Source organism: Carnobacterium iners (genome assembly GCF_900177385.1).
In the GTDB taxonomy this organism is placed as follows: domain Bacteria; phylum Bacillota; class Bacilli; order Lactobacillales; family Carnobacteriaceae; genus Carnobacterium_A; species Carnobacterium_A iners.
On record NZ_FXBJ01000002.1, the window covers coordinates 898,487 to 921,422 of the forward strand.

At 33.4% G+C, this 22,936-nt stretch carries 20 protein-coding genes; 15 read left to right on the top strand and 5 right to left on the bottom strand.

Going from position 1 to position 22,936, the window contains the following annotated elements; genetic code table 11:
• Nucleotides 1-5: 5 nt before the first annotated feature.
• Entirely contained in the window at nucleotides 6-1,262 is a 1,257-nt protein-coding gene (locus tag B9Y54_RS04500) for an HlyC/CorC family transporter (protein WP_085559150.1), read from the bottom strand.
• Nucleotides 1,263-1,849: 587 nt separating this feature from the next.
• On the opposite strand from B9Y54_RS04500, the gene B9Y54_RS04505 reads away from it, so the two are divergent.
• On the top strand, nucleotides 1,850-3,280 hold the full coding sequence (locus B9Y54_RS04505; RefSeq protein WP_085559151.1) for an NAD-dependent succinate-semialdehyde dehydrogenase: 1,431 nt from the start codon (nucleotides 1,850-1,852) through the stop codon (nucleotides 3,278-3,280).
• Nucleotides 3,281-3,519: 239 nt separating this feature from the next.
• Here the strand turns inward: B9Y54_RS04505 and B9Y54_RS04510 are convergent, their stop codons facing one another.
• Complete coding sequence (locus B9Y54_RS04510; protein WP_234987813.1) at nucleotides 3,520-4,257, bottom strand: chloride channel protein; 738 nt, start codon at nucleotides 4,255-4,257, stop codon at nucleotides 3,520-3,522.
• A 432-nt stretch (nucleotides 4,258-4,689) separates the two neighbouring features.
• Between B9Y54_RS04510 and B9Y54_RS04515 the strand changes: the two genes are divergently transcribed.
• A complete protein-coding gene (locus B9Y54_RS04515) occupies nucleotides 4,690-6,009 on the top strand; it encodes an IS1380 family transposase (protein ID WP_085558730.1) in 1,320 nt (439 codons plus the stop codon).
• 438 nt (nucleotides 6,010-6,447) lie between these two features.
• Here the strand turns inward: B9Y54_RS04515 and B9Y54_RS04520 are convergent, their stop codons facing one another.
• Nucleotides 6,448-7,569, bottom strand: coding sequence for an aminotransferase (locus tag B9Y54_RS04520; protein WP_085559152.1), 1,122 nt, complete (start codon nucleotides 7,567-7,569; stop codon nucleotides 6,448-6,450).
• A gap of 13 nt (nucleotides 7,570-7,582) precedes the next feature.
• Entirely contained in the window at nucleotides 7,583-9,004 is a 1,422-nt protein-coding gene (gene arcD / locus B9Y54_RS04525) for an arginine-ornithine antiporter (protein WP_085559153.1), read from the bottom strand.
• A gap of 895 nt (nucleotides 9,005-9,899) precedes the next feature.
• On the opposite strand from arcD, the gene B9Y54_RS04535 reads away from it, so the two are divergent.
• The 13 genes from B9Y54_RS04535 (at nucleotide 9,900) to B9Y54_RS04600 (ending at nucleotide 20,982) form a co-directional block, all read left to right on the top strand.
• A complete protein-coding gene (locus tag B9Y54_RS04535) occupies nucleotides 9,900-10,244 on the top strand; it encodes a hypothetical protein (protein ID WP_085559154.1) in 345 nt (114 codons plus the stop codon).
• 342 nt (nucleotides 10,245-10,586) lie between these two features.
• Nucleotides 10,587-11,378 (top strand): TspO/MBR family protein, encoded by a 792-nt coding sequence (locus tag B9Y54_RS04545; RefSeq protein ID WP_085559156.1) that lies wholly within the window; start codon nucleotides 10,587-10,589, stop codon nucleotides 11,376-11,378.
• A 290-nt stretch (nucleotides 11,379-11,668) separates the two neighbouring features.
• On the top strand, nucleotides 11,669-12,571 hold the full coding sequence (murQ, locus tag B9Y54_RS04550) for an N-acetylmuramic acid 6-phosphate etherase (RefSeq protein WP_085559157.1): 903 nt from the start codon (nucleotides 11,669-11,671) through the stop codon (nucleotides 12,569-12,571).
• 102 nt (nucleotides 12,572-12,673) lie between these two features.
• The gene (locus B9Y54_RS04555; RefSeq protein WP_085559158.1) at nucleotides 12,674-12,982 is read left to right on the top strand and encodes a PTS sugar transporter subunit IIB; all 309 of its coding nucleotides are present in this window, start codon (nucleotides 12,674-12,676) and stop codon (nucleotides 12,980-12,982) included.
• Nucleotides 12,983-13,087: 105 nt separating this feature from the next.
• Complete coding sequence (locus B9Y54_RS04560) at nucleotides 13,088-14,392, top strand: PTS sugar transporter subunit IIC (protein ID WP_085559159.1); 1,305 nt, start codon at nucleotides 13,088-13,090, stop codon at nucleotides 14,390-14,392.
• Between the two features lie 87 nt (nucleotides 14,393-14,479).
• Nucleotides 14,480-14,785, top strand: coding sequence for a hypothetical protein (locus tag B9Y54_RS04565; protein ID WP_085559160.1), 306 nt, complete (start codon nucleotides 14,480-14,482; stop codon nucleotides 14,783-14,785).
• A 4-nt stretch (nucleotides 14,786-14,789) separates the two neighbouring features.
• On the top strand, nucleotides 14,790-15,698 hold the full coding sequence (locus B9Y54_RS04570; protein WP_085559161.1) for a BadF/BadG/BcrA/BcrD ATPase family protein: 909 nt from the start codon (nucleotides 14,790-14,792) through the stop codon (nucleotides 15,696-15,698).
• A gap of 1 nt (nucleotide 15,699) precedes the next feature.
• Nucleotides 15,700-16,788, top strand: a complete 1,089-nt coding sequence (locus tag B9Y54_RS04575; protein WP_085559162.1) for a DUF871 domain-containing protein — start codon at nucleotides 15,700-15,702, stop codon at nucleotides 16,786-16,788.
• A gap of 24 nt (nucleotides 16,789-16,812) precedes the next feature.
• Nucleotides 16,813-17,124, top strand: a complete 312-nt coding sequence (locus tag B9Y54_RS04580) for a PTS lactose/cellobiose transporter subunit IIA (protein WP_085559163.1) — start codon at nucleotides 16,813-16,815, stop codon at nucleotides 17,122-17,124.
• A gap of 16 nt (nucleotides 17,125-17,140) precedes the next feature.
• Nucleotides 17,141-18,271, top strand: coding sequence for an anhydro-N-acetylmuramic acid kinase AnmK (anmK, locus tag B9Y54_RS04585; RefSeq protein ID WP_085559164.1), 1,131 nt, complete (start codon nucleotides 17,141-17,143; stop codon nucleotides 18,269-18,271).
• A gap of 96 nt (nucleotides 18,272-18,367) precedes the next feature.
• The gene (locus tag B9Y54_RS04590) at nucleotides 18,368-19,219 is read left to right on the top strand and encodes a MurR/RpiR family transcriptional regulator (protein WP_085559165.1); all 852 of its coding nucleotides are present in this window, start codon (nucleotides 18,368-18,370) and stop codon (nucleotides 19,217-19,219) included.
• Between the two features lie 77 nt (nucleotides 19,220-19,296).
• Nucleotides 19,297-19,890: an HAD-IA family hydrolase gene (locus B9Y54_RS04595; RefSeq protein WP_085559166.1), complete on the top strand. Its 594-nt coding sequence runs from the start codon at nucleotides 19,297-19,299 to the stop codon at nucleotides 19,888-19,890.
• Between the two features lie 153 nt (nucleotides 19,891-20,043).
• Entirely contained in the window at nucleotides 20,044-20,982 is a 939-nt protein-coding gene (locus B9Y54_RS04600; RefSeq protein WP_085559167.1) for an alpha/beta hydrolase, read from the top strand.
• 134 nt (nucleotides 20,983-21,116) lie between these two features.
• Here the strand turns inward: B9Y54_RS04600 and B9Y54_RS04605 are convergent, their stop codons facing one another.
• Entirely contained in the window at nucleotides 21,117-22,895 is a 1,779-nt protein-coding gene (locus tag B9Y54_RS04605; protein WP_085559168.1) for a DUF2207 domain-containing protein, read from the bottom strand.
• Nucleotides 22,896-22,936 lie beyond the last annotated feature (41 nt).

Below are 22,936 nucleotides of genomic sequence, written 5' to 3' on the forward strand. Positions count from 1 at the left end.
TTAAATTAATTTATTTTTTCTACTATTATTTCTAGTACTCTGATATTTTTTATTTTAACTACTTTAAGTAACATATTTTTATAAATTACTTTATCGCCTTCTTTAGGAAAATGACCTAAAATTTCTGAAACAAATCCACTGATTGTACTTGAAAAAAACTTTTCACTATTTTGAAGTTGGAATAAGGCAAAAACTTTTTCAAGGCTAGCCTCACCACGGACTAAATATTTATCTTCGGAAATGAATGTAATTTCTTCTTCGATATAATCAGTTTCATCCCATATTTCTCCAACGAGTTCTTCTAAGGCATCTTCCATTGTCACAATCCCTATCGTTCCACCGTATTCATCAACAACCACAGCCATGTGCACTTTACTTTGTTGCATGATCTTCAGCAATCTAGATAATTTCATCATAGCTGGAATATGAAGGACTTCTTTCATCATTTCAGTGAGTGATAAGGTTTCTTCGCCTTTTGCTTTTCTACGTATGTAGTAGTTAAAGTCTCTCTCATGTAAAACACCCCGGACTTCATCAATGGAATCGTCATATAATAAAATACGTGAGTAGACATGTTCGTCAAATATTTTTTGTATTTCCTCATCGCTATCTTGTAAATCTGCTGCGACCACATCAACACGTGGTGTAAGAATAGTATCTACTTCTAAATCATGAAACTTGATAGCTGATCGAATCAACTGATGTTCATCAACTTCCAATGAGCCTCCGATTTCTGCTTCATCAATAATGGATAAGAGTTCCTCTTCACTGATGCTAGTTTCTTCAGAGCGTAGACGTTTAGCTAACGAATTGTTCCACTTTGCAAACATCCAATTAATAGGCATTAAAAATTTCATTAATATGCTTAAAAATGGTGTAGCAAACATGGCAACTTTTTCTGGTCGATCTTTTGCGATAGCTTTTGGAGTGATTTCACCAAAAATTAGTACAAGTATCGTCATGACGATTGTGGAAATCGTTACTCCGTATTGTGGAAAGTGCTTAATAAAAAGGATGGTGGCTAAGGAAGAAGACGCAATATTAACAATATTATTCCCTACCAATATTGTAGAAAGAACATTATTGTAATCTTCTGCTAGTCTTAATGTCCATTCTGCACGTTTATCTCCTTTTTTTGCACTATTTCTCAAACGGATTTGATTAATAGATGTAAAAGCCGTTTCCGAGGAAGAAAAATACCCCGATAATAAAATTAATCCTAATAAAATCACAATCGTCATTACATTACTATCACTGTCCATTAGACAGAATTCCCCCTTATGATAAACACATATTTATATAATTATACAACAAGCGAGGGGCAATAAGATAGGGATTAATGAGTATTTATAATTGGTTTATTTAAATACTCATGAAATTCGATTTAATGCAATAATAATTTGGACAAGCATATCATTTTATGGGATAGACGGTTAGTGTTATGATTTAGGAAGATGGGATTAGGTAAGATAAGAAATGAGATGATTTTTAGTCGCAGTAAAAGTGACTATCTTTTTATTAATCAAAAATGACCGGATACTATACGACAGCATAGTGGTAATTCATAGACGTTTTACTGTGCCAGAAACAACTATCAATCCCATAGTTAGGTGGCGCGTCACGAGTAACGGCCTGTTACTTAATAAAGCGATTGAGTTAGGAGGAGAGAGAATAAATGACGAAATAAAAGTGACTAAATTAGTAGGGTAAATTGATTTGAGTTTATCTGTCGCACACTATTTTGTAAGGGCTTTCTTTAACGCTTGATTTTTTATTAAACAGAAATGAGACAATTCATTTTATTGAACTGAAGATAATCGGAAGCTAAAAATTTGAGGAGGTTTTTTGAATGGCATATAAAACAATTAATCCATATACAAATGAACTGGTAAAAGAATATCCAGGGGCAACAGGCCAACAGGTAGAGGATGCATTACAAAGAGGCCATGAGTTGTATCATACTTTTAAAACACAAGCGATTAAAGAACGAGCAAAGTTATTGCATCAAGTAGCTGCAAAAATACGTGAACGATCAGATGAATTAGCACGTACGTGTACAATTGATATGGGGAAATTACTAGCTGAAGCAAAAAGCGAGGTTGAGTTATGTGCAATTATCGTCGACTATTTTGCAGATCATGCAGAAGAGATGCTCAAGCCGGAAGAAATTGAAACAATGGCAAACGGTAAGGCGCAAATTCATCATCAAGCTACAGGCGTTATTATGATGGTTGAACCCTGGAACTTCCCTTACTATCAAATCATCCGGGTTTTCGCACCTAACTTTATGGTAGGCAATCCAATGATCTTAAAACACGCATCGAATACACCCTCTTCTGCCCAATTAATGGCAGATGTCATAGAGGATGCAGGTGTCCCTAAAGGTTCTTTAACGAATTTATTCTTAAATTACGATCAGGTATCAGAAATTATCGCTGATCCTAGAGTTCAAGGAGTGGCATTAACCGGTTCTGAGCGTGGTGGCGCATCAGTTGCGAAAATGGCAGGAGAGCACTTAAAGAAAACGACACTAGAACTTGGTGGAATGGATCCGTTTATTGTTATGGAGGATGCAAATATGGACGAAGTTACAGAGATTGCTTGGCGTTCACGTCTTTATAATGCGGGGCAAGAATGTACTTCATCTAAACGCTTTATTGTGATGGAGAAAGTCTATGATGAGTTTGTAGAAAAGTTGAAGGATAATTTTAGTAAAGTAAAACCAGGTGATCCATTAGACTCTGAGACAACAATTGCTCCAATGAATAGTAAGAAAGCGAAAGAAGAATTGCAAAAACAAGTCGATGATGCAATTAGCGCAGGTGCTAAAGTTGTGTATGGAAATAAACCAATCAATTTACCAGGACAGTTCTTTATGCCGACTATTTTAACGGATATAGACCGAGATAACCCAGCTCATACAGCCGAAATGTTCGGGCCAGTTGCAGTTGTCTACAAAGTATCAACAGAAGAAGAAGCCATTGATTTAGCGAATGATTCATCTTATGGTTTAGGTGGGATAGTATTTGCTGGTGATGGCGACCACGGTACAGAAATTGCTGCTAAAATAGAAACAGGAATGGTCTTTGTTAATAATTTCCGTTATTCTTTACCTGAATTGCCATTTGGTGGCGTTAAACGCTCAGGTTATGGTAGAGAGATGAGTCATATCGGACTAATGGCTTTTGTTAATGACAAATTGATTCTCAAAGCAGATAAACCAGATATGGATAATCTTGCAAGTGGATTAGTTGCATCAACAACTCTTGCTAAAAAATAAAAATTAATTAAAGAAGCAGTAAGTGTTAAAAATTCTTAATTTAGATCTTATAGAGCGAACTCTAAAAAGAGACTTCTCTATGAGGTCTTTTTATTTTATTCAAAAATAGATATGGTTTATTAGTAAGCTAAATGAAAGTTCCTTCAATTACTTAGCCTTAGCTTATCATTTAGTTATTAAGTCACTTTTTTTATATCCAATCAATTTCTTTTTGTCCACCATAGATATTCTGGTTGCCATTAAAAACATGGGCTATAATAACGACTATAAAGAAAAACGCCAGGTATTAGCAACCAAAAACTTCTGCTCCGATAAATAATGGTCTCATAAAGGTATATGTAGCAACATTTTAATACCCAGTCATAATTGTAAATCGTTCCTGTTTCAAAGCTTTTACCAATTAAACTCGTTCCTAAACCTGAGTAACGCCCAGTATGTAAAAGCAATGATAAAAGACTAGTAGCAGTTCTAATAAAAAAGATACGTTTATAAGGATCTGGAAAACGAAAAGCAGCTAATTGTTTTGCCTTTTTAAGACCAAAAGCAAAAATACCATCAACAATTCCAAAAGCTAAGCCAAGTGGAATGATTTTCCGTGCAGAAGAGAAAACAAAGGCTCCTGGACTATCAATTTTAGCAGTGAATTTTTCTAACCCCAATAAATGAGAAGTTGTACTAGCACTAAAAGCAGCAATAGCAGTAGGAATAACTGCACGGCTTTTAATTTCCCTAATCATTAATACTTCCATGGCAAAAAAGATACCAGCTATTGGAGTTTGAAATAATCCACCGAATCCAGCAGCCATACTAGCAACTAAAAGGATTTTACCGGCTTCTTTATAAGGTAACTTTCGGCTGACAGAATGCCCAACTACAGCTCCTATTTGAACGGCAACATCTTCACGACTAGCGCTTCCACCAAATAAATGGGTCAGCCAAGTACCGAAGATAACTAAAGGAATCATGCGTTTAGACATACCTTTTTCTTCGTTATTTCCAACTGAAAAGACCAGCCCTGTGACTTTAGCTGTATTTTTTCCATGTTTTTAATAGCTATAAACAATGATTAACCCAATAAAAGCTAAAAAGGGTAGTAGGTAAAAAGTATGCATTTTCTCTATAATTAGTAATAGCATTTAAAACATGTCCAAATAGCGCTGTACTAGCACCAACAACTAATCCAATCACAACAGCTGAGGCTGAAAAGACTAATAATTTTGTATAGTAATCTTTTCCTTTAAAATATTATTTGTACCTGAATAATTCATAGCTTTTCTAAAAATACTAATCGATGTTGATTTTACAGCGTTTAAACTAATTTGCTTTATCACCCATTAGGTGATGAAAAAAGAACCCCTTTCTGCTATGGTTATATCATCACAACCAACCAATAGAAAGGGGTTCTCTCAATGATTACTTTACAAGAAAAAGCAATGAAATTCAATAACCATTTATATGTCTCTCATACAGGTGGTCGTTTATCGAGTGATTCAGGATTAATTTTAGTTGATGAATTAATGGATACTTTTCATTTTGAAGAATTGTCAAAAAAACTCACTTCATATAATGAAAATCGTCGTTATTGGAAACACACTAACCATAAAATTTTAAAACAACTAATTCTTCAACTAATTGCTGGCTATAAAGCTGATTCGTCTGCGACTATCTTACAGTATGATCCAGTATTACAAACTCTGTCACAAGAAGAGTGTTTGGCTTCTCAACCGACTATCTCTCGGTTTCTTGATCGCATTACAGACCAAACGATTAATGATTTACAAACCTTTAATCAAACATTAATTGACCAAGCGAGATTTGTTCGCAATGATATGAATATGATTATTGATTTGGATTCTACACACTCTGATACCTTCGGTATTCAGGAACAAACAGATTATAATGCCCACTATCGAACAAACGGTTATCATCCATTAGTCGCATTCGATGGATTAACGGGCGATTTTTTAAAAGCTAAACTTCGTTCAGGAAATCAATACACGTCTAAAGGAGTTAAAGAGTTTCTTGAACCGTTATTAGATCATTATAATCAAGCAGTCCCTACGACAGATATTTTAGTGCGTGGAGATAGTGGATTTGCAACACCTGATATTTATGAGTTATGCGAAGAATATGGGTCAAACTTTGTCATTCGCCTAAAACATAATAATAATTTATACCGATTAGCAGAAGAGTTTGTGTATTACGACGATAATTATCCTTGGAATGAAAAAGAAGAATACTATTATTCCGTTTCCTATCAAGCAGCGTCTTGGTCTAAACCGCGTAGAGTATGCATTCAATCCATTCGAGAAATGGGTGAATTACTTTTCAAGCATACGTTTATTGTCACAAATTTTTCAGAAAATATTTCATCAAAACAAGTTTTTAAGACGTATAAAAAGCGTGGTGCTATGGAAAACTACATTAAAGAAGCAAAAAATGGTTTCTATTTTGATAAGACAGATAGCCCTAAATTTATTGAAAATCATGCACGTATGATGATAAGTGTCCTTGCATACAACCTAATCAATTTTTTGCGTACAACTTGTTTTGATAAAAATTATAAAGGACTTCAAATTAATACGATTCGTCTTCGCTTATTCAAAGTAGCTGGCAAACTAGTGAGTACTGCGAGAGAAATGTATCTAAAAATTTCTAGTTCGCATGTTTATCAAGCGGAGTTTTATGCCGTCTTTAATCGAATCCAAAGGATTCGGCATTACATTTAAAAACTCCTTAATTTTTTTAAAAAAAACCAATCAAAACCAAGGACCAACTATGCCCAAAATTCGTACTTTCTTAATGAGAAACCAATAAATAAATGAATTAAGTACCAAAAAGTAAAACTATTAAACGTTAATTTGAAAAAAATTTAAAAAAAGTGTGTTAATTGATTAAAAACAACAAAAAATTAAAGGTATGAATTATTCAGGTTGTATTTAGTTTAAACTGTCGAAAGATAGATTATAACATTTTGAGCTAGTATGAATAGATAATTAGATTTAAAGCTATACGAATTCTTACTTAATTTAAAACATAAATTTAAAATGGCTTTACTAGCACATAAAGTAAAATTATTTCTAAAAAAATGGTACCCTCCATAAGTAGGGTACCAAAGAATATTTTTACTAATTATCATCATAATTGATAGAGTTTAGCCTATCGATTTACTTATCAAATTTTCTTAAAAAACCCGAAAGCAATTCCAGTGCTTTTGTTAAGGTTTCTTGCTTGCAACAATAGCCTAAACGAGCATATCTTGGAAAATCAAAAGCTGTTCCGGGAACAAGTAGTACGCCAGTTTCTTCTAATAAATCAATACAGAATGCCTCATCTTCTTGAGAAATATCTAATTTAATAAAGGCTGTCGATACGTAGTTAGGAGGAACTAAACTTACGAGTGGTTCTTTTTCAACCCATTGATTTAAAATGAATAGGTTTTCTTTAATGATTTTACGATTTCGCTCTATAATTTTATCTTTACTTTTTAAAGCATGAACAGCTAATTCATCTGAAAGGACGCCGCCACAAATCATGGTATAGTCACGGTATTTTCTGAAAATATCTGCTATTTCTTTACTGGATGCTGTCCATCCGATTCTCACACCGGGAAGAGAATAAGTTTTTGATAATGAGTTAGTCGCAATGTCTTTTTCGTATAAATCGACAATGGACATAAATTCCCCTTTTCCTGTTAAAGGAGCGTAGACCTCATCTATAAGAATATAAGCGTCTACTTTTCTTGCCATTTCTACAATGGCTTTTAAAGTAGGTATGTCAAGAAGAGTTCCAGTAGGATTGTTGGCACTATTAAGGCAAATCATTTTTGTTTTAGCCGTTAATTTCGACTGTAAGGCATCTAAATCTAATTGCCAATGGTCTTTTTCTTTTAACTCAACAAAGTCTACTGCCGCTCCCAAAGATAAAGGGATATCATAAAGTGGCTGGTAGGTAGGGAGCATTGAAACAACATGATCTCCTGGTTCAATCAATGCATATAGAACTAAAAAGTTTGCTCCTGTTGCATCGTTTGTTTGTAAAATAGTATTGGGTTCGACATGTTTGTAAAGTGAAGCGACTAATGATTTGAACTCATCCGAACCTTCAATCCAGCCATAATCTAACGATTCTTTGCTTAGGTTTTCGAAAAAGTCTGCAACAGTTGTTCCGTCTAATCCAATTAATTCTTCTAGTGTTAATGCTTCAATTGAGCTTTGTGAGATATCGTAAGTTGCTTTCTTTTCCCATTTATTCAACCATTCTTCGACACCAAAATGTGCAATATCCATTTGATCCTCTCCTTTATACTTGAATCGAACCTGTTGCAATCAATCCAATGGCTAAAACAGCTACTGAACTGATAATGCTCATTGTTATTTTTTCTTTTATACTGATAGTATGTCCATTTTCTTTGCGCGCCTTCATGTAAAAATAAAAACCAGGTATATAGGCAATACTACACATTAAAACATAAGAAAAACCGGCTAAGATAATAGCGGCTAATTGGAAAATAGTCGCAATAGACCCAATAATGAATTGCTTCGTATCTTTTTGTTCATACGAATATTTCATTTGATAAATCCCAACAAGCAAATAGCAGATCAAAATAGCTGCAGTAGCAAGAGAATAAGCAAGTTGATAGGCATAATCTGTCACTAAAAGAGTTAACAAGAAAATATTTGCTAGGGCAGCTGTAAGGACTAAGGAATAAATGGGCGCTTTTTTAGCATTCAAGTTTCCCCAGTGTTTTGGCAATAATCCGTCACGGGCCATTAAAAGAACCGTTTCTGCGGGTAACATCGTCCAAGAAAGCCAACTACCGAGAATAGAAATAATTAGTCCGATATTAATAAATGCGGCTCCCCAATTGCCTACAATAGACTTTAAGACATTTGCCATAGCTGGTTGAGAGAGATTAGCTAGTTCACTTTGAGAAAGAACGCCATATGGCAGTAATGAAGCGAAGATATAGATAAATAATAATCCAACTAATCCTATAATAGTTGCTTGTTGAGCATCTGAACGCTTTTCAGCACGGTTAGCTAGAACACTAGCACCTTCTATGCCTACGAATACCCACATCATAACAATTAGACACCCTTTTATTTGTTCCATAATATTGGCGGTGTTAGAAGTGTTCTGTAAAAGATTAGTAGAGATATTGCCCCAAAAGTTTGCTGTAAATATTCCAGCTTTAAATGAAACGCCGGTAATAATCAAGAATAAAAACAGAGGAACAAGTTTACAAATAGTAACAACAATATTGATGAAACTGGCACTTTCCATCCCGTTACTTACTAAGAGCGTTAATGTCCAGATAACGATACTCCCCATAATAATAGAAGGGATATTTTGTCCTCCTTCAAAAATTGGGAAAAAGCTTCCAAGTGCAATCATTAAGATTGTAGCAAAAGCGACATTTCCTAACCAAGCACCTAACCAGTATCCCCAGCCACTAATAAATCCTCCTAACTTCCCAAATGTAGCTTCTGCATAACCAAATATTCCACTATCTAGATCAGCACGCTTAGCTCCAAGATTATTCAATGATAAAACGAGTGTTAGTATTCCAATACCGACGATAATCCAGGCTAGTATTGCTGGCCCAGGAGCTGAGGCACGAGATAAATCACTTGTAATACCAAATATGCCACCACCAATAGACGAACTGATAACTAAAGCAATTAAACCGATTTTACTAATTCCTTTTTGCTGTTTTTCCATGTTCTTTTCCTCAATTCTAGGTGTGTGAAAGTCAGATATTTTTATTTCAATGACACCTTTTTCAGATTTGTACTAATACTAATCAAATAGTTATTTCCTAGTATAAAATTGGTCTAACTTGATACTTTGAATTCAAAAGTTCGATATTTATTTTAAATGTAAATAATAATATTGTATAACGTAAACATAGATATGTAAACGTTCTATTTAATGTTTATTGTGACTGTTTAAAACTATTTTTGTACATAAGCGCTTTAGCCAATGGTTAATCCAGGATAAGTTAGAAAATTTTTATCAACAGTTAAAATTAAAGAATATCAATAGTTGAAATTGAAAGATTAGAATTGAAAAGCAAGTAATTTCCGTGTAATGTAGTTAATGTAGTTATTGAGATAACTCTTTCCATGGTTTAGTTTCGTCACTTCAACCGTAATAGGATTGGGGTCTTTTTTTATGCCAAAAGGGTACAGGGAAACAAAATGAAAAGTAGTGCTATAATACAGGTAGAGTAGTTTTTGAAAAATCGATAAATGATTCAGACTAGAAGTTAAAAAATGATTTTTGAAAAAAGGAGTGTTAAAATGATAAAAATATTTGGGAAAAAATACACATTAAATAATTTACTTTATTTTTATATTTTTCTATGTAGTATAGTCATTATTTTTTTGAATGGCCTGTATTTCATTTTATTTAAGGAAAGTCTTATAAATTGGAATATGGTATGGGTATTATCTTATTTATTTCTTCGGCAACGCGTTTATTCTTTAAAAAAGGCTAGAATAAAAATCAATAAAGTGACTTTCTATTAAGTAGAAAAGTTTTTTAGTATAGGCTAATCTTGAAATAAGGTTTAATTTAGTAGCTATTTTATTGCATATTTGAAAGGAGATTTTTTATGAGAAATGATATAGCTACTATTATTTTATCAATCATTATATTGGGAAAATCAATTGGTATAATCAATATCTTGTTGGGTAAATATACCTCTAATTTCGTAAGTTATTTTACAGTAGCACCGATAGATTCATACCAACTCAAGGATTTATCTAAAGAAGAACAGAAGAAATTCAACTATTTAGCTAGTTTGAGTAGTGTAATAGATATAATAATCTCTTTCGTTATTATTATTTTTTTATCAAAGGTAACAATAGAAGTAATCTTATTTTTATCTTTTCTTTTATACGCTAACTCTTTATTCTTTAGCAAGTATATGAGTAAGGTATTCAAACTAATTTACTAAAAAAGCTAGGAGGATTGGAATGAACAAAAAAACTTTTTGGATACTAACTATTACATATGCGGCACTAACTTTTCTTTTTCATACGATTTTGCAAACAGCTTTTGGTGCATTCTTGATGACTTTGAGTTATTTTGCGTTAGTTTTTGCGTTTATATTTATTTTATATAGTTCTATCAAATTCTCAATAAGATTATTTTTTTATAAGCAAAAGAACGATAGCTGAAAATCCATCGTTGCTTTAATTTGAAAATAATCGTTCTATTAGACCTTTTTTATCTTTATCTTTATACTTTGGATGAGGTGAAGTGAGGTTGTATTAAATGATAAGAAGGAGGATGTACGATGAGTATGTCAAAAAAAGCTTGGATAAATGGTTTATTTTTTATTGTAACGTTAGTAGTTAATGCATTAGGAGCCTTTGGGTTTATCAATGGTTTATCACAGAATGAAATTTCAGATAAGTACCAAACTTTAATTACACCAGATCCGTCCGCATTTAGTATATGGAGTGCCATCTATATTTTACTAGGGATTTCTATTATTACTATGATTGTAAAAAAAGATGATTCTTATTATCAAAAGGCGCTAAATAAAATTTCACTAGTATTTGTTTTTTCATCACTATTAAATATCGCTTGGATTATTGCTTTTTCATATTTGCAACTGGTCTTGTCAACCGTTTTCATCCTAGCATTTTCAGTAACATTAGCTTTAATCTGTATAAAATTACTCGAAATTAATGATGGGAGACATTTTCTCTTACCGTTATCTTTTGGACTTTATGCAGGTTGGTTGTTTATCGCTTCGGTTGTTAATGTAGCCGCTACGCTTGTAAAAGCGAATTGGGATGGTTTTGGAATTGAACTTGAAATTTTAGCATCTGGGACACTTATTGTAGCTGTATTGTTGGTTTTCATCGTTATGCTAAAGATACAAAATGTCATATTTCCACTACCTATTGCCTGGGCTTATTTTGGTATACACAAGTTTTTGACTTCTCCAGAGGGATTCAACGGAGATTTTACAACTCTTCAAACAGTATCACTTGTGGGTTTAGTTGCATTGGTATTAATAAGCGTGTTCCAACTATATAAAAACCATTTCGTGTTGATTCCAAGAAAAGGAAATGTATAAATATAAAAAATAGCTATCGTTAAATCAAAGATCAGTGAGGATAATTCACTGATTTTTTTTTGTATCTTAATTGGAATCTTACAAAGTTTTAATTAAACTAATTCATTAAGCGTAATCTAATCCGCTGACCATCTGAAGTTAAATAAAGAGGTTAATTTGATTGAAATTTAAATTGAATTATAGATTAAATGAACTTATATTTCATTTATTTCATATTTAACTTGAAATAAAATTTCATTAGGGCTATAATAAATTTTGTAAGTGCTTCCAAAAAAAGGGGGGATAAAAATATGTTAGAAGCTTTAACTACCGAAAAAAGAAACACTAGTACTACAGAGCTTGATACGTTTTCGGTTGAAGAAATTATAAAAAAAATGAACCAAGAAGATGAAAAGGTAGCTAAAATAGTTAAAGAAGAAATAGAGAATATTGCTAAATTGGTTGAAGCTGTCATTACATCCCTAAAAAAAGGCGGACGATTATTTTATATTGGAGCTGGAACAAGTGGGAGACTAGGTGTTTTAGATGCTGCTGAATGTATTCCAACATTCAATACGTCACCAGAGATGGTACAAGGAGTTATTGCTGGAGGGATGAAAGCAATGACTGTAGCTGTTGAAGGTGCAGAAGATTCGTTGGAATTATGTGAAGCAGATTTACGAGAACGTGGTTTAAATAAAAATGATTTTATTCTGGGTATTGCTGCTAGTGGTCGAACGCCTTATGTTATTGGTGGATTGAAATATGCTAATAAGATAGGAGCTACAACAGGTGCCTTATCGTGTAATAAAGCATCGGCTATTAGCCAATATGCAGATTTTCCAATTGAGGTCGATGTAGGTCCAGAAATTTTAACCGGTTCAACGAGGTTAAAATCTGGAACAGCTCAAAAATTTATATTAAATATGGTTTCAACAACAGCAATGATTCGTCTTGGTAAAGTTTATCAAAATTTAATGGTTGATGTTCAACCAACAAATGAAAAATTAGTTGAGCGATCTAAGCGAATTATTATGGATGCAACCGGTTGTACTTATGAAGATGCTAGTTTTTATTTTAATGATTCAAACAAGCAGCCAAAGTTAGCGATTGTTCGATTATTGACAGGTATAAATAAAGAAAAAGCTCAAAAACTATTAACAGAGAACGCTGGATTTGTTAGGAAAGCAGTTGAAGCAAGTAAAAAAAACTAGCTAAGTAATTATAATAAATTACAGATATCTTTTTAGGATTATTTATGTTTTAGTTGGTTCTATAAATATAATTTCAAGTACTAATAAAAGGAGGAAATAAAAATGAAAGTTGTAATGGTTTGTTCAGGTGGAATGTCAAGTGCAATAGTCGTAAAATCTATTTTAAAAGAGGCTGATAAGCAAAATTTTGATTTAGAAATGATTGCAGTGGGATCAGGAGAGATTGAAGATATTCTAAAAACTAGCGAGTATGATTTACTTTTAGTTGCACCTCAAGTGAAGCATCAATTTGCTACGTTTGAAGGATATGCGAATGAGGCTGGTGTACCAATTGATAAAGTCGAACCAATGGGATACACACCATTAGGAGCACCAAAAACGTTGTTGCAAATAAAAAAATACATTAAATAGTAACTATTTGATTTTCGTTTTATTTATATAGAAATACTTCTTCTAGAGACAGAATAGATTATTCATTTTAGATATGACAATACAGTTTAAAAAGGAGAAAGAAAAATGACGAAATTTTTAGTTTGGATTGAAACAAAATTTATGCCTCCTATGGCTAGGCTAGCTGAACAAAAACATTTAAAAGCAATCCGTGACGGAGTTATTTCTACGCTATCATTAATTCTTGTTGGAAGTTTCTTTTTAATTATTGCTAATCCTCCAATTGTATCATGGGCAGAAGCCATCGCACCGTATACAGCGGATATTGTTATTCCTTTCAGAATTACTATGGGATTAATGAGTATCTATGCTTCTTACGGAATGGGATATAGTTTAGCTAAATCTTATAAATTAGATGGTATTACTGGTGGTGTTTTATCGCTAGCAACTTTCTTGATGTTGACAGTGCCTGTAAACGTAGATGCTTTATTACCAGAAGGTCAAGGTATTGGTTGGGTTTTACCAATGGGAAACCTTGGTGGGGCTGGAATGTTCTCAGCAATTTTAGCAATGATTTTTGCAGTTGAATCATTACGATTCTTCAAAAATAGAAACCTAATGATAAAAATGCCAGAACAAGTACCAGATTCAGTTGCAAGAAGTTTTGAAGCGCTGATCCCAGGAGCATTTGTTATTACGATTGTTTGGATTATTCGCGTATTACTTGATTTTGACTTAAATAATTTTATTCTTTCTATTTTTACTCCGATTAATGATATATTAGGAAATAATTTAATCGGTGTTTTAGTACCGGTTATCTTTATTACTCTATTATGGGCAGCAGGTGTCCATGGTATGAGCGTAATCGGCTCAGTTGCGCGCCCAATGTGGTTAGTTATGTTGGATGCGAATGGTCAAGCATTAGCAGATGGAGCAGCTCCTAATCAATTACCTTATATCGCACCGGAACAGTTTTACCAGTGGACAGTTTGGATTGGTGGCGCTGGTTCGACACTAGCCCTATGTATCTTACTATTATTTGCAAAATCCGTTTACTTAAAACAAGTAGGCCGTTTCTCAATTATCCCTTCACTTTTTAATATTAATGAGCCATTAATATTTGGAGTGCCTTTAGTTATGAATCCAATTTTAGCAATTCCCTTCATTTTAGCACCAGTTGTTACAACAACGATTAGTTATTTCGCCGTTAAATTTGGTATAATTAATGGTTTTGTTAGTAATGTTCCATGGACTTTGCCAGCTCCAATAGGTGCCTTTCTATCGGCCAGTAACGATTGGAAAGCAGCAGTATTGGTACTAATTAATATTGCTATTGCCGGTGCTATTTACTATCCATTCTTTAAAGTTTACGATAAAAAATTACGTGAAGAAGAGTTGGGTCAAGTAAGTGAAGAACATACTATTCTATAAAATTTGAAATGTATAAAGTACAAGAAGGGAAGGGTATGATATTCTCTTCTTGTTACCATTTAAAAATAAGAAAGGACTGAGAGTGAAATGTTACGAATTGTTGTGTTAATAGTTTTCTTTGTTGCGTTAATTTTAGCTAGTGTATCTTTAGTCCACGGATTACATAAAAAAAATATGTATATTAATCGGTGGTATTTTGGTTTTGGAGCTTTTTTCATTATTCTGATTCCTAATTTTTTGTTTCAAAACATTCCACTAATTCTTACAAATATTTTTTATTTAATTTCAGCTATTTTTACAATCATGTACTTTGAAACAACCCGTTTAAAATTAGAAAAAAATCAATTTAGAGGCATTGTTAGAAGTGAACAATACCCTAGTAAAAAGGATTAAAAAGATGGAATATATGATTGGAATGGATAGTGGAGGGACAAAGACAGAGGCTATTGCTTATACCTTAAAAGGAAAAGAACTAGCACGCTGCCAGACCGGTTTTGGAAATCTACTAATGGATAAGGAGAAAGGTTTATCTAATATTGAAGAAGCGATAACAATTCTATTTGATCGATTAGGTGAAAGGAACTGTCAATCTGTTGTTATTGGTTTAGCAGGTTTAGATAGTGGAAATTTTAAAAAAGAATTGGATACCTATTTTAGTCGTTATCAGCCATTAATTGTTTTTATAAACGATGCTTGGTTATCTTATTATGCCTTAGTTAAAGAAAAAGACGGATGCCTCGTCATTTCAGGTACGGGCTCCATTTTTATTGGAAAGTATCATGAAGAAACTGCTCGAGTAGGTGGGTGGGGCAACATTTTAGGTGATGAAGGTTCAGGTTATTGGATTGCGAAAAGGATGATTCATCATTTACTGTTACAAGAAGATACTAACAAAAATTACTGTTATTTATCAAAAAAACTAATAAATACCTTGCAGGCTAAAACTGTTTTTGATGTGGTTCATTATTTCTATACACATGAAAAGGATGAAATTGCTGAGTTAGCAAAGATTGTTGCCGAAAGTGCAAATTTAGGTGATGAAGTTTCTATCGAAATACTGAAAGAAGCAGGTTACGTTTTAGCTAAACAAGCAAAATTATTAATCTCAAAGCTAGGATTTAATAAAGAAGTAACAATTGGAATAACGGGTAGTGTTTTGAAGAAAAACTCGATAGTGTATCATGCTTTTTTTGAAAATCTAGTTCAACACCCTCTAAAAATCACATTTATAAAAGATTTAGAATCAAATACTATTGGTGGGTACTATTATTATAAAAACAATATACTGAGAAATGAGGAATGTTAAGGTGAGAAGATTAGGAATTTCAGTCTATCCAAATCATAGTAAATTAGAGGAAATCAAAGAATACATTGCATTAGCGGCAAAATATAAATTTAAGCGTATTTTTACATGCTTATTATCTGTTGAAGAAGGAAAAGAAAAAATAGTTGCTGAATTTACAGAAGTTATTAAATGTGCTAAAGAAAACGGTATGGAAGTTATAGCAGATGTTAGTCCAAAAGTTTTCGGTGAATTAGGAATTAGTTACAAAGATTTATCTTTTTTCAAGGAAATTGGCGCTGATGGAATTCGTTTAGATATGGGATTTACAGGCAATGAAGAATCAATTATGACATTTAATCCTCAAGACTTAAAAATAGAGTTAAACATTAGCAGTGGGACAAAGTATTTAGAAAATATTTTGAGCTATCAAGCTAATGCAGATAAATTATTAGGGTGTCACAATTTTTACCCTCATCGCTATACTGGATTGAGTTTCAATCATTTTATTGAAACAACAAAACAATATAAGGATAAAGGATTAATAACAGCAGCCTTTATTAGTTCACCAACGGCTAATGTAGGACCGTGGCCGGTAAATGAAGGTCTATGTACTCTTGAAATGCACCGAGAGTTGCCAATTGTTGTTCAAGCTAAGCATCTGTGGGCAACCGAACTAATCGACGATGTCATCATTGCGAACTCATTTGCATCGCAAGAAGAATTGAAAGCTTTAAGTGAAATTGATCCCTATCAGTTAACATTAAATTGTGAATTAGTAGAGTCAATTCCAGAAATAGAAAAGAAAATTGTTTTGGAAGAGTTTCATTTTAATCGAGGAGATGTATCGGATTATGTTATTCGTTCCACTCAAAGTAGAGTGAAATACAAAGGACATGAATTTCCGCCATTCCATACGCCAAATATGAATCGTGGAGATATTATTGTGGAAACCTCTCTTTATGCTCATTACGCTGGAGAATTACAACTGGCTCTTTTAGCAATGGAGAATTCAGGTAAGACGAATGTTGTAGGACATGTTGTTGAAGAAGAATGGTTATTGCTTGATTATATTAAGCCTTGGCAAAAATTCAAATTTAATCAAGTGAAATAAACTAACTAGGTGGGGTGTTTAAGCATGGAAGAACGTATTTTTGAAATTATTATACATGGTGGAAATGCTCGTGGAATGGCTTATGAGGCATTAGAAAAAGCGCGAGCAGGAGAATATGATGAAATGGAGCGCTTGCTAGGTGAGTGTAAAGCTGAAATGACGTTAGCGCATAATACACAAACAAAATTAGTTCAAGATGAGATTCGTGGAGATGAGATTAAAATTAGTCTTTTATTAGTTCATGCTCAGGACCAATTAATGACTGCAATGGCAGAACAGACATTAATATTGCAAATGATTGAAATGCAAAAAGAAATAAATAGTTTAAAAAAATAAGTAAGGGATTGGTTGTATGAGCTACGCGGTTGGACTAATGTCAGGGACATCGCTAGATGGAATAGATGCCGCTTTAGTAGAAATTTCAGGCGAGGATGAAGAAACAAATGTTCAATTACTTGCATTTGAGACTTATCCAATTCAAGAAGAAACAATTAAACGAATTAAGAAAGTGCTATCGATTGAAGAATCTAATGTAGCATTGATTTGCAGCTTAAATGTTGAGTTAGGATACGCATTTGCTGAGGCCGTGAAAGATATTTGTGAAAAAAAAGGCATTCAAGTAGAGCAACTAGATTTTGTTGCAAGCCATGGGCAAACCGTTTATCATTTGCCAATTCCAAAATCGAATCAATTTTCTTCTACTTTACAAATCGGTGAATCAGCTATTATTTGTGAAGAGACTAAGACGACTGTAGTATCAAATTTTAGAGAAAGAGATATGGCTCTCGGCGGTCAAGGTGCACCAATTGTTCCTTATTCAGAATATATCCTATATAAGGATAAAAAAAGAACGAGATTGCTACAAAATATTGGTGGAATTGGAAATGTAACGGTTATTCCTAAAAATGCAGATCTCAATCAGTTAGTAGCTTTCGATACAGGTCCGGGGAATATGATTATTGATGAATTGTGTCGTCATTTTTATCAAGTACAATATGATAAAGGTGGAGCATATGCAGCAGCTGGAAAAGTAAACCAAGAATTATTCATTCAGCTAATGACTCATCCCTTTATTGCTAAGAGTTACCCAAAAACAACGGGACGAGAAGAATTCGGGGAAGACTTCACACAGCGACTTGTTGAAGAATGGCCAATAAAACCAAATGATTTAATTGCTACTGCAACCCAATTTACAGCCTCATCAATCGCTGAAAATCTGAAACAATTTATCGATGAGAATACCGATTTGATTGTAGCAGGAGGGGGCAGTTACAACGAGACTTTAATTAAGATGCTTAAAGCACAGTTGCCGACGGTCAATGTTCAAATACAAGAAGAAATAGGGCATTCTTCAGAAGCTAAAGAAGCAATAGCGATGACTATTTTAGGAAATCAAACCCTTCACCATAAACCAAGTAATGTTCCTAGTGCAACTGGAGCAAGTAGCAGGGCTATTCTAGGTAAAATTACGTATTATAGTTAAATTAAAGGTAATCAATCATCTTTAAAAGGATGATTGTTTTTTTATTTCATGAGATAATAAAAAAGCAATAGCAGTTAGGGCTAAGGAGGTAAAAAAATGATTGGTGAAAATATACAAGGACGAATTCGAAGTATTATTAATGAATTATCAAATTCTGAAAAGAAAATTGGTGAGCTGATTTTAAAAATACCGTCTGAAGCAATTAATATGACAGCGTTAGAACTGGCTACTCGCGCAGGCACGAGCCCAGCAACAGTTATACGTTTTTGCAAAAGTATTGATATACCGAGTTTTACTCAATTAAAAGTAAAATTATCTTCAGAAATTGAAAGTCCAACTTTTGAAGGGTACTTTGATATCAAAGCAAATGAGCCTGTTCATGAAATAAAAGCTAAGTTACTAGGCAATGCCTATCAATCAATGAAAGAAACCATTGAGCAGCTAAATGATCAAAGAATTGATGAGGTCGTAGATGTACTTTTACATGCACCAATTATTTATGTGTATGGTATAGGAGCTTCTCATCTAGTAGCTGAAAATATATCGCAAAAATGGAATCGGATAGGAAAGCCGACTACATGCGCGACGGATCCGCATATACTAATATCTATTTTAGTTACCGCACCTAAAGAAGCAATTTTTATAGGAATATCTAATTCTGGTGAAACAAAAGAAGTTATAAGACTGGTAGAAATTGCAAAAAGTTACAAAATTAGAACAATTGGTTTGACTCAATTTGGTGCCAATTCTGTAGCCGGAAAAGTTGATTATTCCATTCAGACTGTTCGATCAAAAGAGGCAGAGTTGAGAAGTGCTGCGACGAGTTCGTTACATGCACAATTTATTGCAGTAGATGCGCTGTTTTACACGTATGCATCTAAACAATATGACTCAAGCATCTCGATGATACGTAATTCAAAAGAAGAAATAAAAAAATATATGCGATAAATTTTATGCATATAAGAATGGATAAATTGGAAAGAGGTTAATAAAAGTGATATACGAGGCAATCATATATGATTTAGATGGAACCCGTTGTCAATGCTTTTGATATGACTATTTATCCTTTAATGCAAATTATAAAAGAAGAGATGGATAGTCAAGTGACTTATGATGAATTAAGGCATTATAGGTTATTTTCTGGTCTTAAAGTTTTAGAACTTTTAGGTATAAAAGATGTTCCTGTTGTTTATGAACGGTGGGTTAGATACGTAAATGAATACGAGACTAAAGCAAGTATTTATTATAACTTTGAGGACATTATTCGCAGTTTTGATAATAAAGTTATCCAAACGGTTGTTTCTTCTAAGAATAGAGAGCAATATGCGATTGATAAAGAATACAAAAAAATACATGACTGTTTTTCTGAGGTGGTCTTGCTTGAAGATACCCAAAAACATAAATCAAACGCCCAACCGCTTTTACAATGTACAACTCTATTGGGTATTGATCCTAAAAAGTGTTTGTACATTGGAGATTCTTTATCTGATTTTGAATCAGCTAAAAATGCGGAAATGAATTTTGCTGTTGCATCATGGGGAAGTCTAAAGGTAGTACAATTTAAGAATCCAACCTATATTCTTAAATATCCTAAGAATTTATTAGCGATTATTTCGTAGCATAATTTTTTTGGAAAAAGAAAAATAATAAATAGGCAGATAACTATGATAAAAAAAGCATCTTATTTTATTCGAATAACCTGAATATTTTATAGGTCAAAAAATAAAAGCAAAAGAAATCTAATTGGTAAAATGATAATTGGAGTGAGGATGATGACTAATTCAATAAGTGAGAACTTTACATTTCTATCTAGCGACAAAACTGGAATAATGGTATATAAATGGATACCAGTTGATCAAGAACCAAAAGGAGTAGTCCAAATTTCTCATGGGATGGCTGAAACAGCAGCGAGGTATGAAAGATTTGCTAAAGTGTTAAATGGAAAAGGCTTTATTGTTTATGCCAATGATCACAGAGGACATGGTAAAACAGCTGCAAGTATCGATGAGTTAGGTTACTTAGGAGAAAAAGGTAGCTTTAAGTTATTAGTAGAGGATCTAGCAACAGTATCAGATAGGATAAAAAAAGAAAATCCAGGTTTACCTATCTACTTATTTAGCCATAGTATGGGCTCGTTTGCTGCTCAACGCTATATCATGAACTACCCAGATAAAATTAATGGACTTATTCTTTCTGGTTCTAACGGGGAACAAGGTTTGCCTTTAAAGGCAGGGAAATGGTTAGTCAAGTTAGCGATGTTAGTCAAAGGTAGAAAGGCTAAATCTGAATTTGTAGACTCTTTAATTTTCGGTGGTTTTAATAAGAAATTCTATCCTAAGAAAACGGGGTATGAATGGTTAACAAGAGATGCAGATGAATTAGCTAAGTATGTTAATGATCTGTACTGTGGAACATTATTTCCAATCAGTTTCTACGACGAGTTGATAGAGAACTTAGAGCATATTGAAGATAAAGAAACTAACAAAAAGATACCCCAAAATTTACCAATAGTTATTCTGTCAGGAGCACAAGATCCGGTTGGTGATTTTGGTGAAGGTGTAAAAAAACTGTATAAGAGATATGAAGTATGTGGGGTTAAAGATTTAGAGATGAAACTATACGAAGGAGCTAGACACGAGATTTTGAATGAAACGAATAGAGATGAGGTTATGAAAGACATTATTGAGTGGTTAGAAAAGAGAATAGGTTAAAGCAAAAAAGTTCTACTATAACTATTATTTCTTATCTTTAATAAAAAAATTTTAAAATTGAAAATCAAAAACACACACAAACTAGTTTTATCTAGTTCGTGTGTGTTTTTCTACTACCAGTTAAAAAGATTAGATTAGCGAGCTCCTCCGCCGCCACCTCCACCAGCACCGCCACCGCCGCCAGATGAAGTCGAACCGCCCATTCCAGCTGCAGCAGATGAAGCGGTTGAATGGAATCCACCACTTTCTAATCCACTAGACCAGTCATTTCTGAAGCCGGTCATGCCGTGCCAATACAATGGTTGATACATATAATTACTGTCATCGTAGTCATAATATTGACCGGGAGTAATTCCTTTGAACTCTTTTGTTATTTCTTCACTCCTAAAGTATAAGATATTCCAGAATAAAAGCTCTCTGAAAGTGAACGGAGTATGTTTACCTTTAAATTCTTTTAGTTTAATTTTTTCTAAATAATTGTCAAATTGGATTAAACGATCAACTAACTTATCCCCCTCAGAACTAACAACAGCTACTTCATGAGTGGTACTCCAGACGCTAATTTCTTTAAATGAAAGGAGTCCTTCTTTTTCTAAATACATTTTCGAATACTCAATTAAATAATTAGCTAGTTTTTCTACTTCCTTAGCGTGTTTTTTTGCCCAAGTAGTCATATCCTTATCTTTGATGAAGCCATCACGATTAGCCGCATCGACTAACATTAACCATAGACCAGTCTCATAAGATTCGCCAGAGCCACTTTCTAATTCATTAATAAAATGACCAAAAGACTGAGGGTAACGAGCAAGTTCTTCTTCATAGTGGAAGATTTCTATTTCTGTATTAAACGTATCACCAAAAAAGGAGTTTTTTTGGTCTACGTGAATGGCAATCTTTTCTTGTGCAGACCATTCTAATAGATACGCTGAGAAGTAATCTTCAAAATAACCTTTATTAAAATCTTGCAACAAATAAGCAAGTCCAGCAAAATCTTTGCCTTTATATGGAATCTCTTTTAAAATAATACCTTTACTAGCTTTTATTCTTTGTGCTCCAGAACGCATTTCTCCGATTTCTTTTTTAGCTTTTTTCATCTTTTTATAATAGATTATACTTAAAATAATTCCTCCAAGAATAACGGTTAGTATTAATAGCGAAACGATAAAAAATACTGTATCCGAAGTCGTCTCGTCATTGTAAGCAGAGCCTTCAGTCGCCATTTCTAACTGCTCTTCTAACGTTTGATCGACAGTAACTTGCGTATTAAACTGTTTTTGTGGGAATTGAAGCAAAACCGTTACTTTGTTACTGCTATCAACATCTTCATCTGCCCGCCAAACAACAGTCTGACCTCTTAGTTGGAGATTGCCTTCAAAGCCAAAGCCCCATAAGCGCACCGACTCCTTTGTAAAAGGTTCAAATCCAGTAAGTTTAACCGTTAAATTTTCTGCTGGAATATCAGAAAAAGTATCAAAATTCCATAATAAGGCTTGTCCGTCTTCCAGTTCACGAACCAAGTTTGATAAGGTATAAGAGATGATATAATCATTTTTACCGTATTCACCAATACCCCAAATGAGTTCTAATCCAGTACCCGTTTCTACAGTCCCATAGCGGTTAGCTTTTTCTGCTAATGAGGCATCGCCATCCCATGTTTTCGACTCTTGAAAGCCGGCTACTGAAAAATCAAGCATGGCTGAGTTCTGTAAATCATCTAACACAATATAGAGTTCTGTACCCTCATCCATTATCATTGTCCGATATTCTGTAACCTTAGCAGATCCATCTTTTTGCAACTCAATTTCAATCGTGATATCTGAAAGTTTATTTTCTGCAAAAACGGTTTCACCAAAAGTCAGACTAAATAAAAAAGCTGCTCCAATAATCATGATTCTTCTTATTGTTCTATTCATGTTTTTATCCCCGCTCTCTTTTTATTTAGTAGAAAGTATTA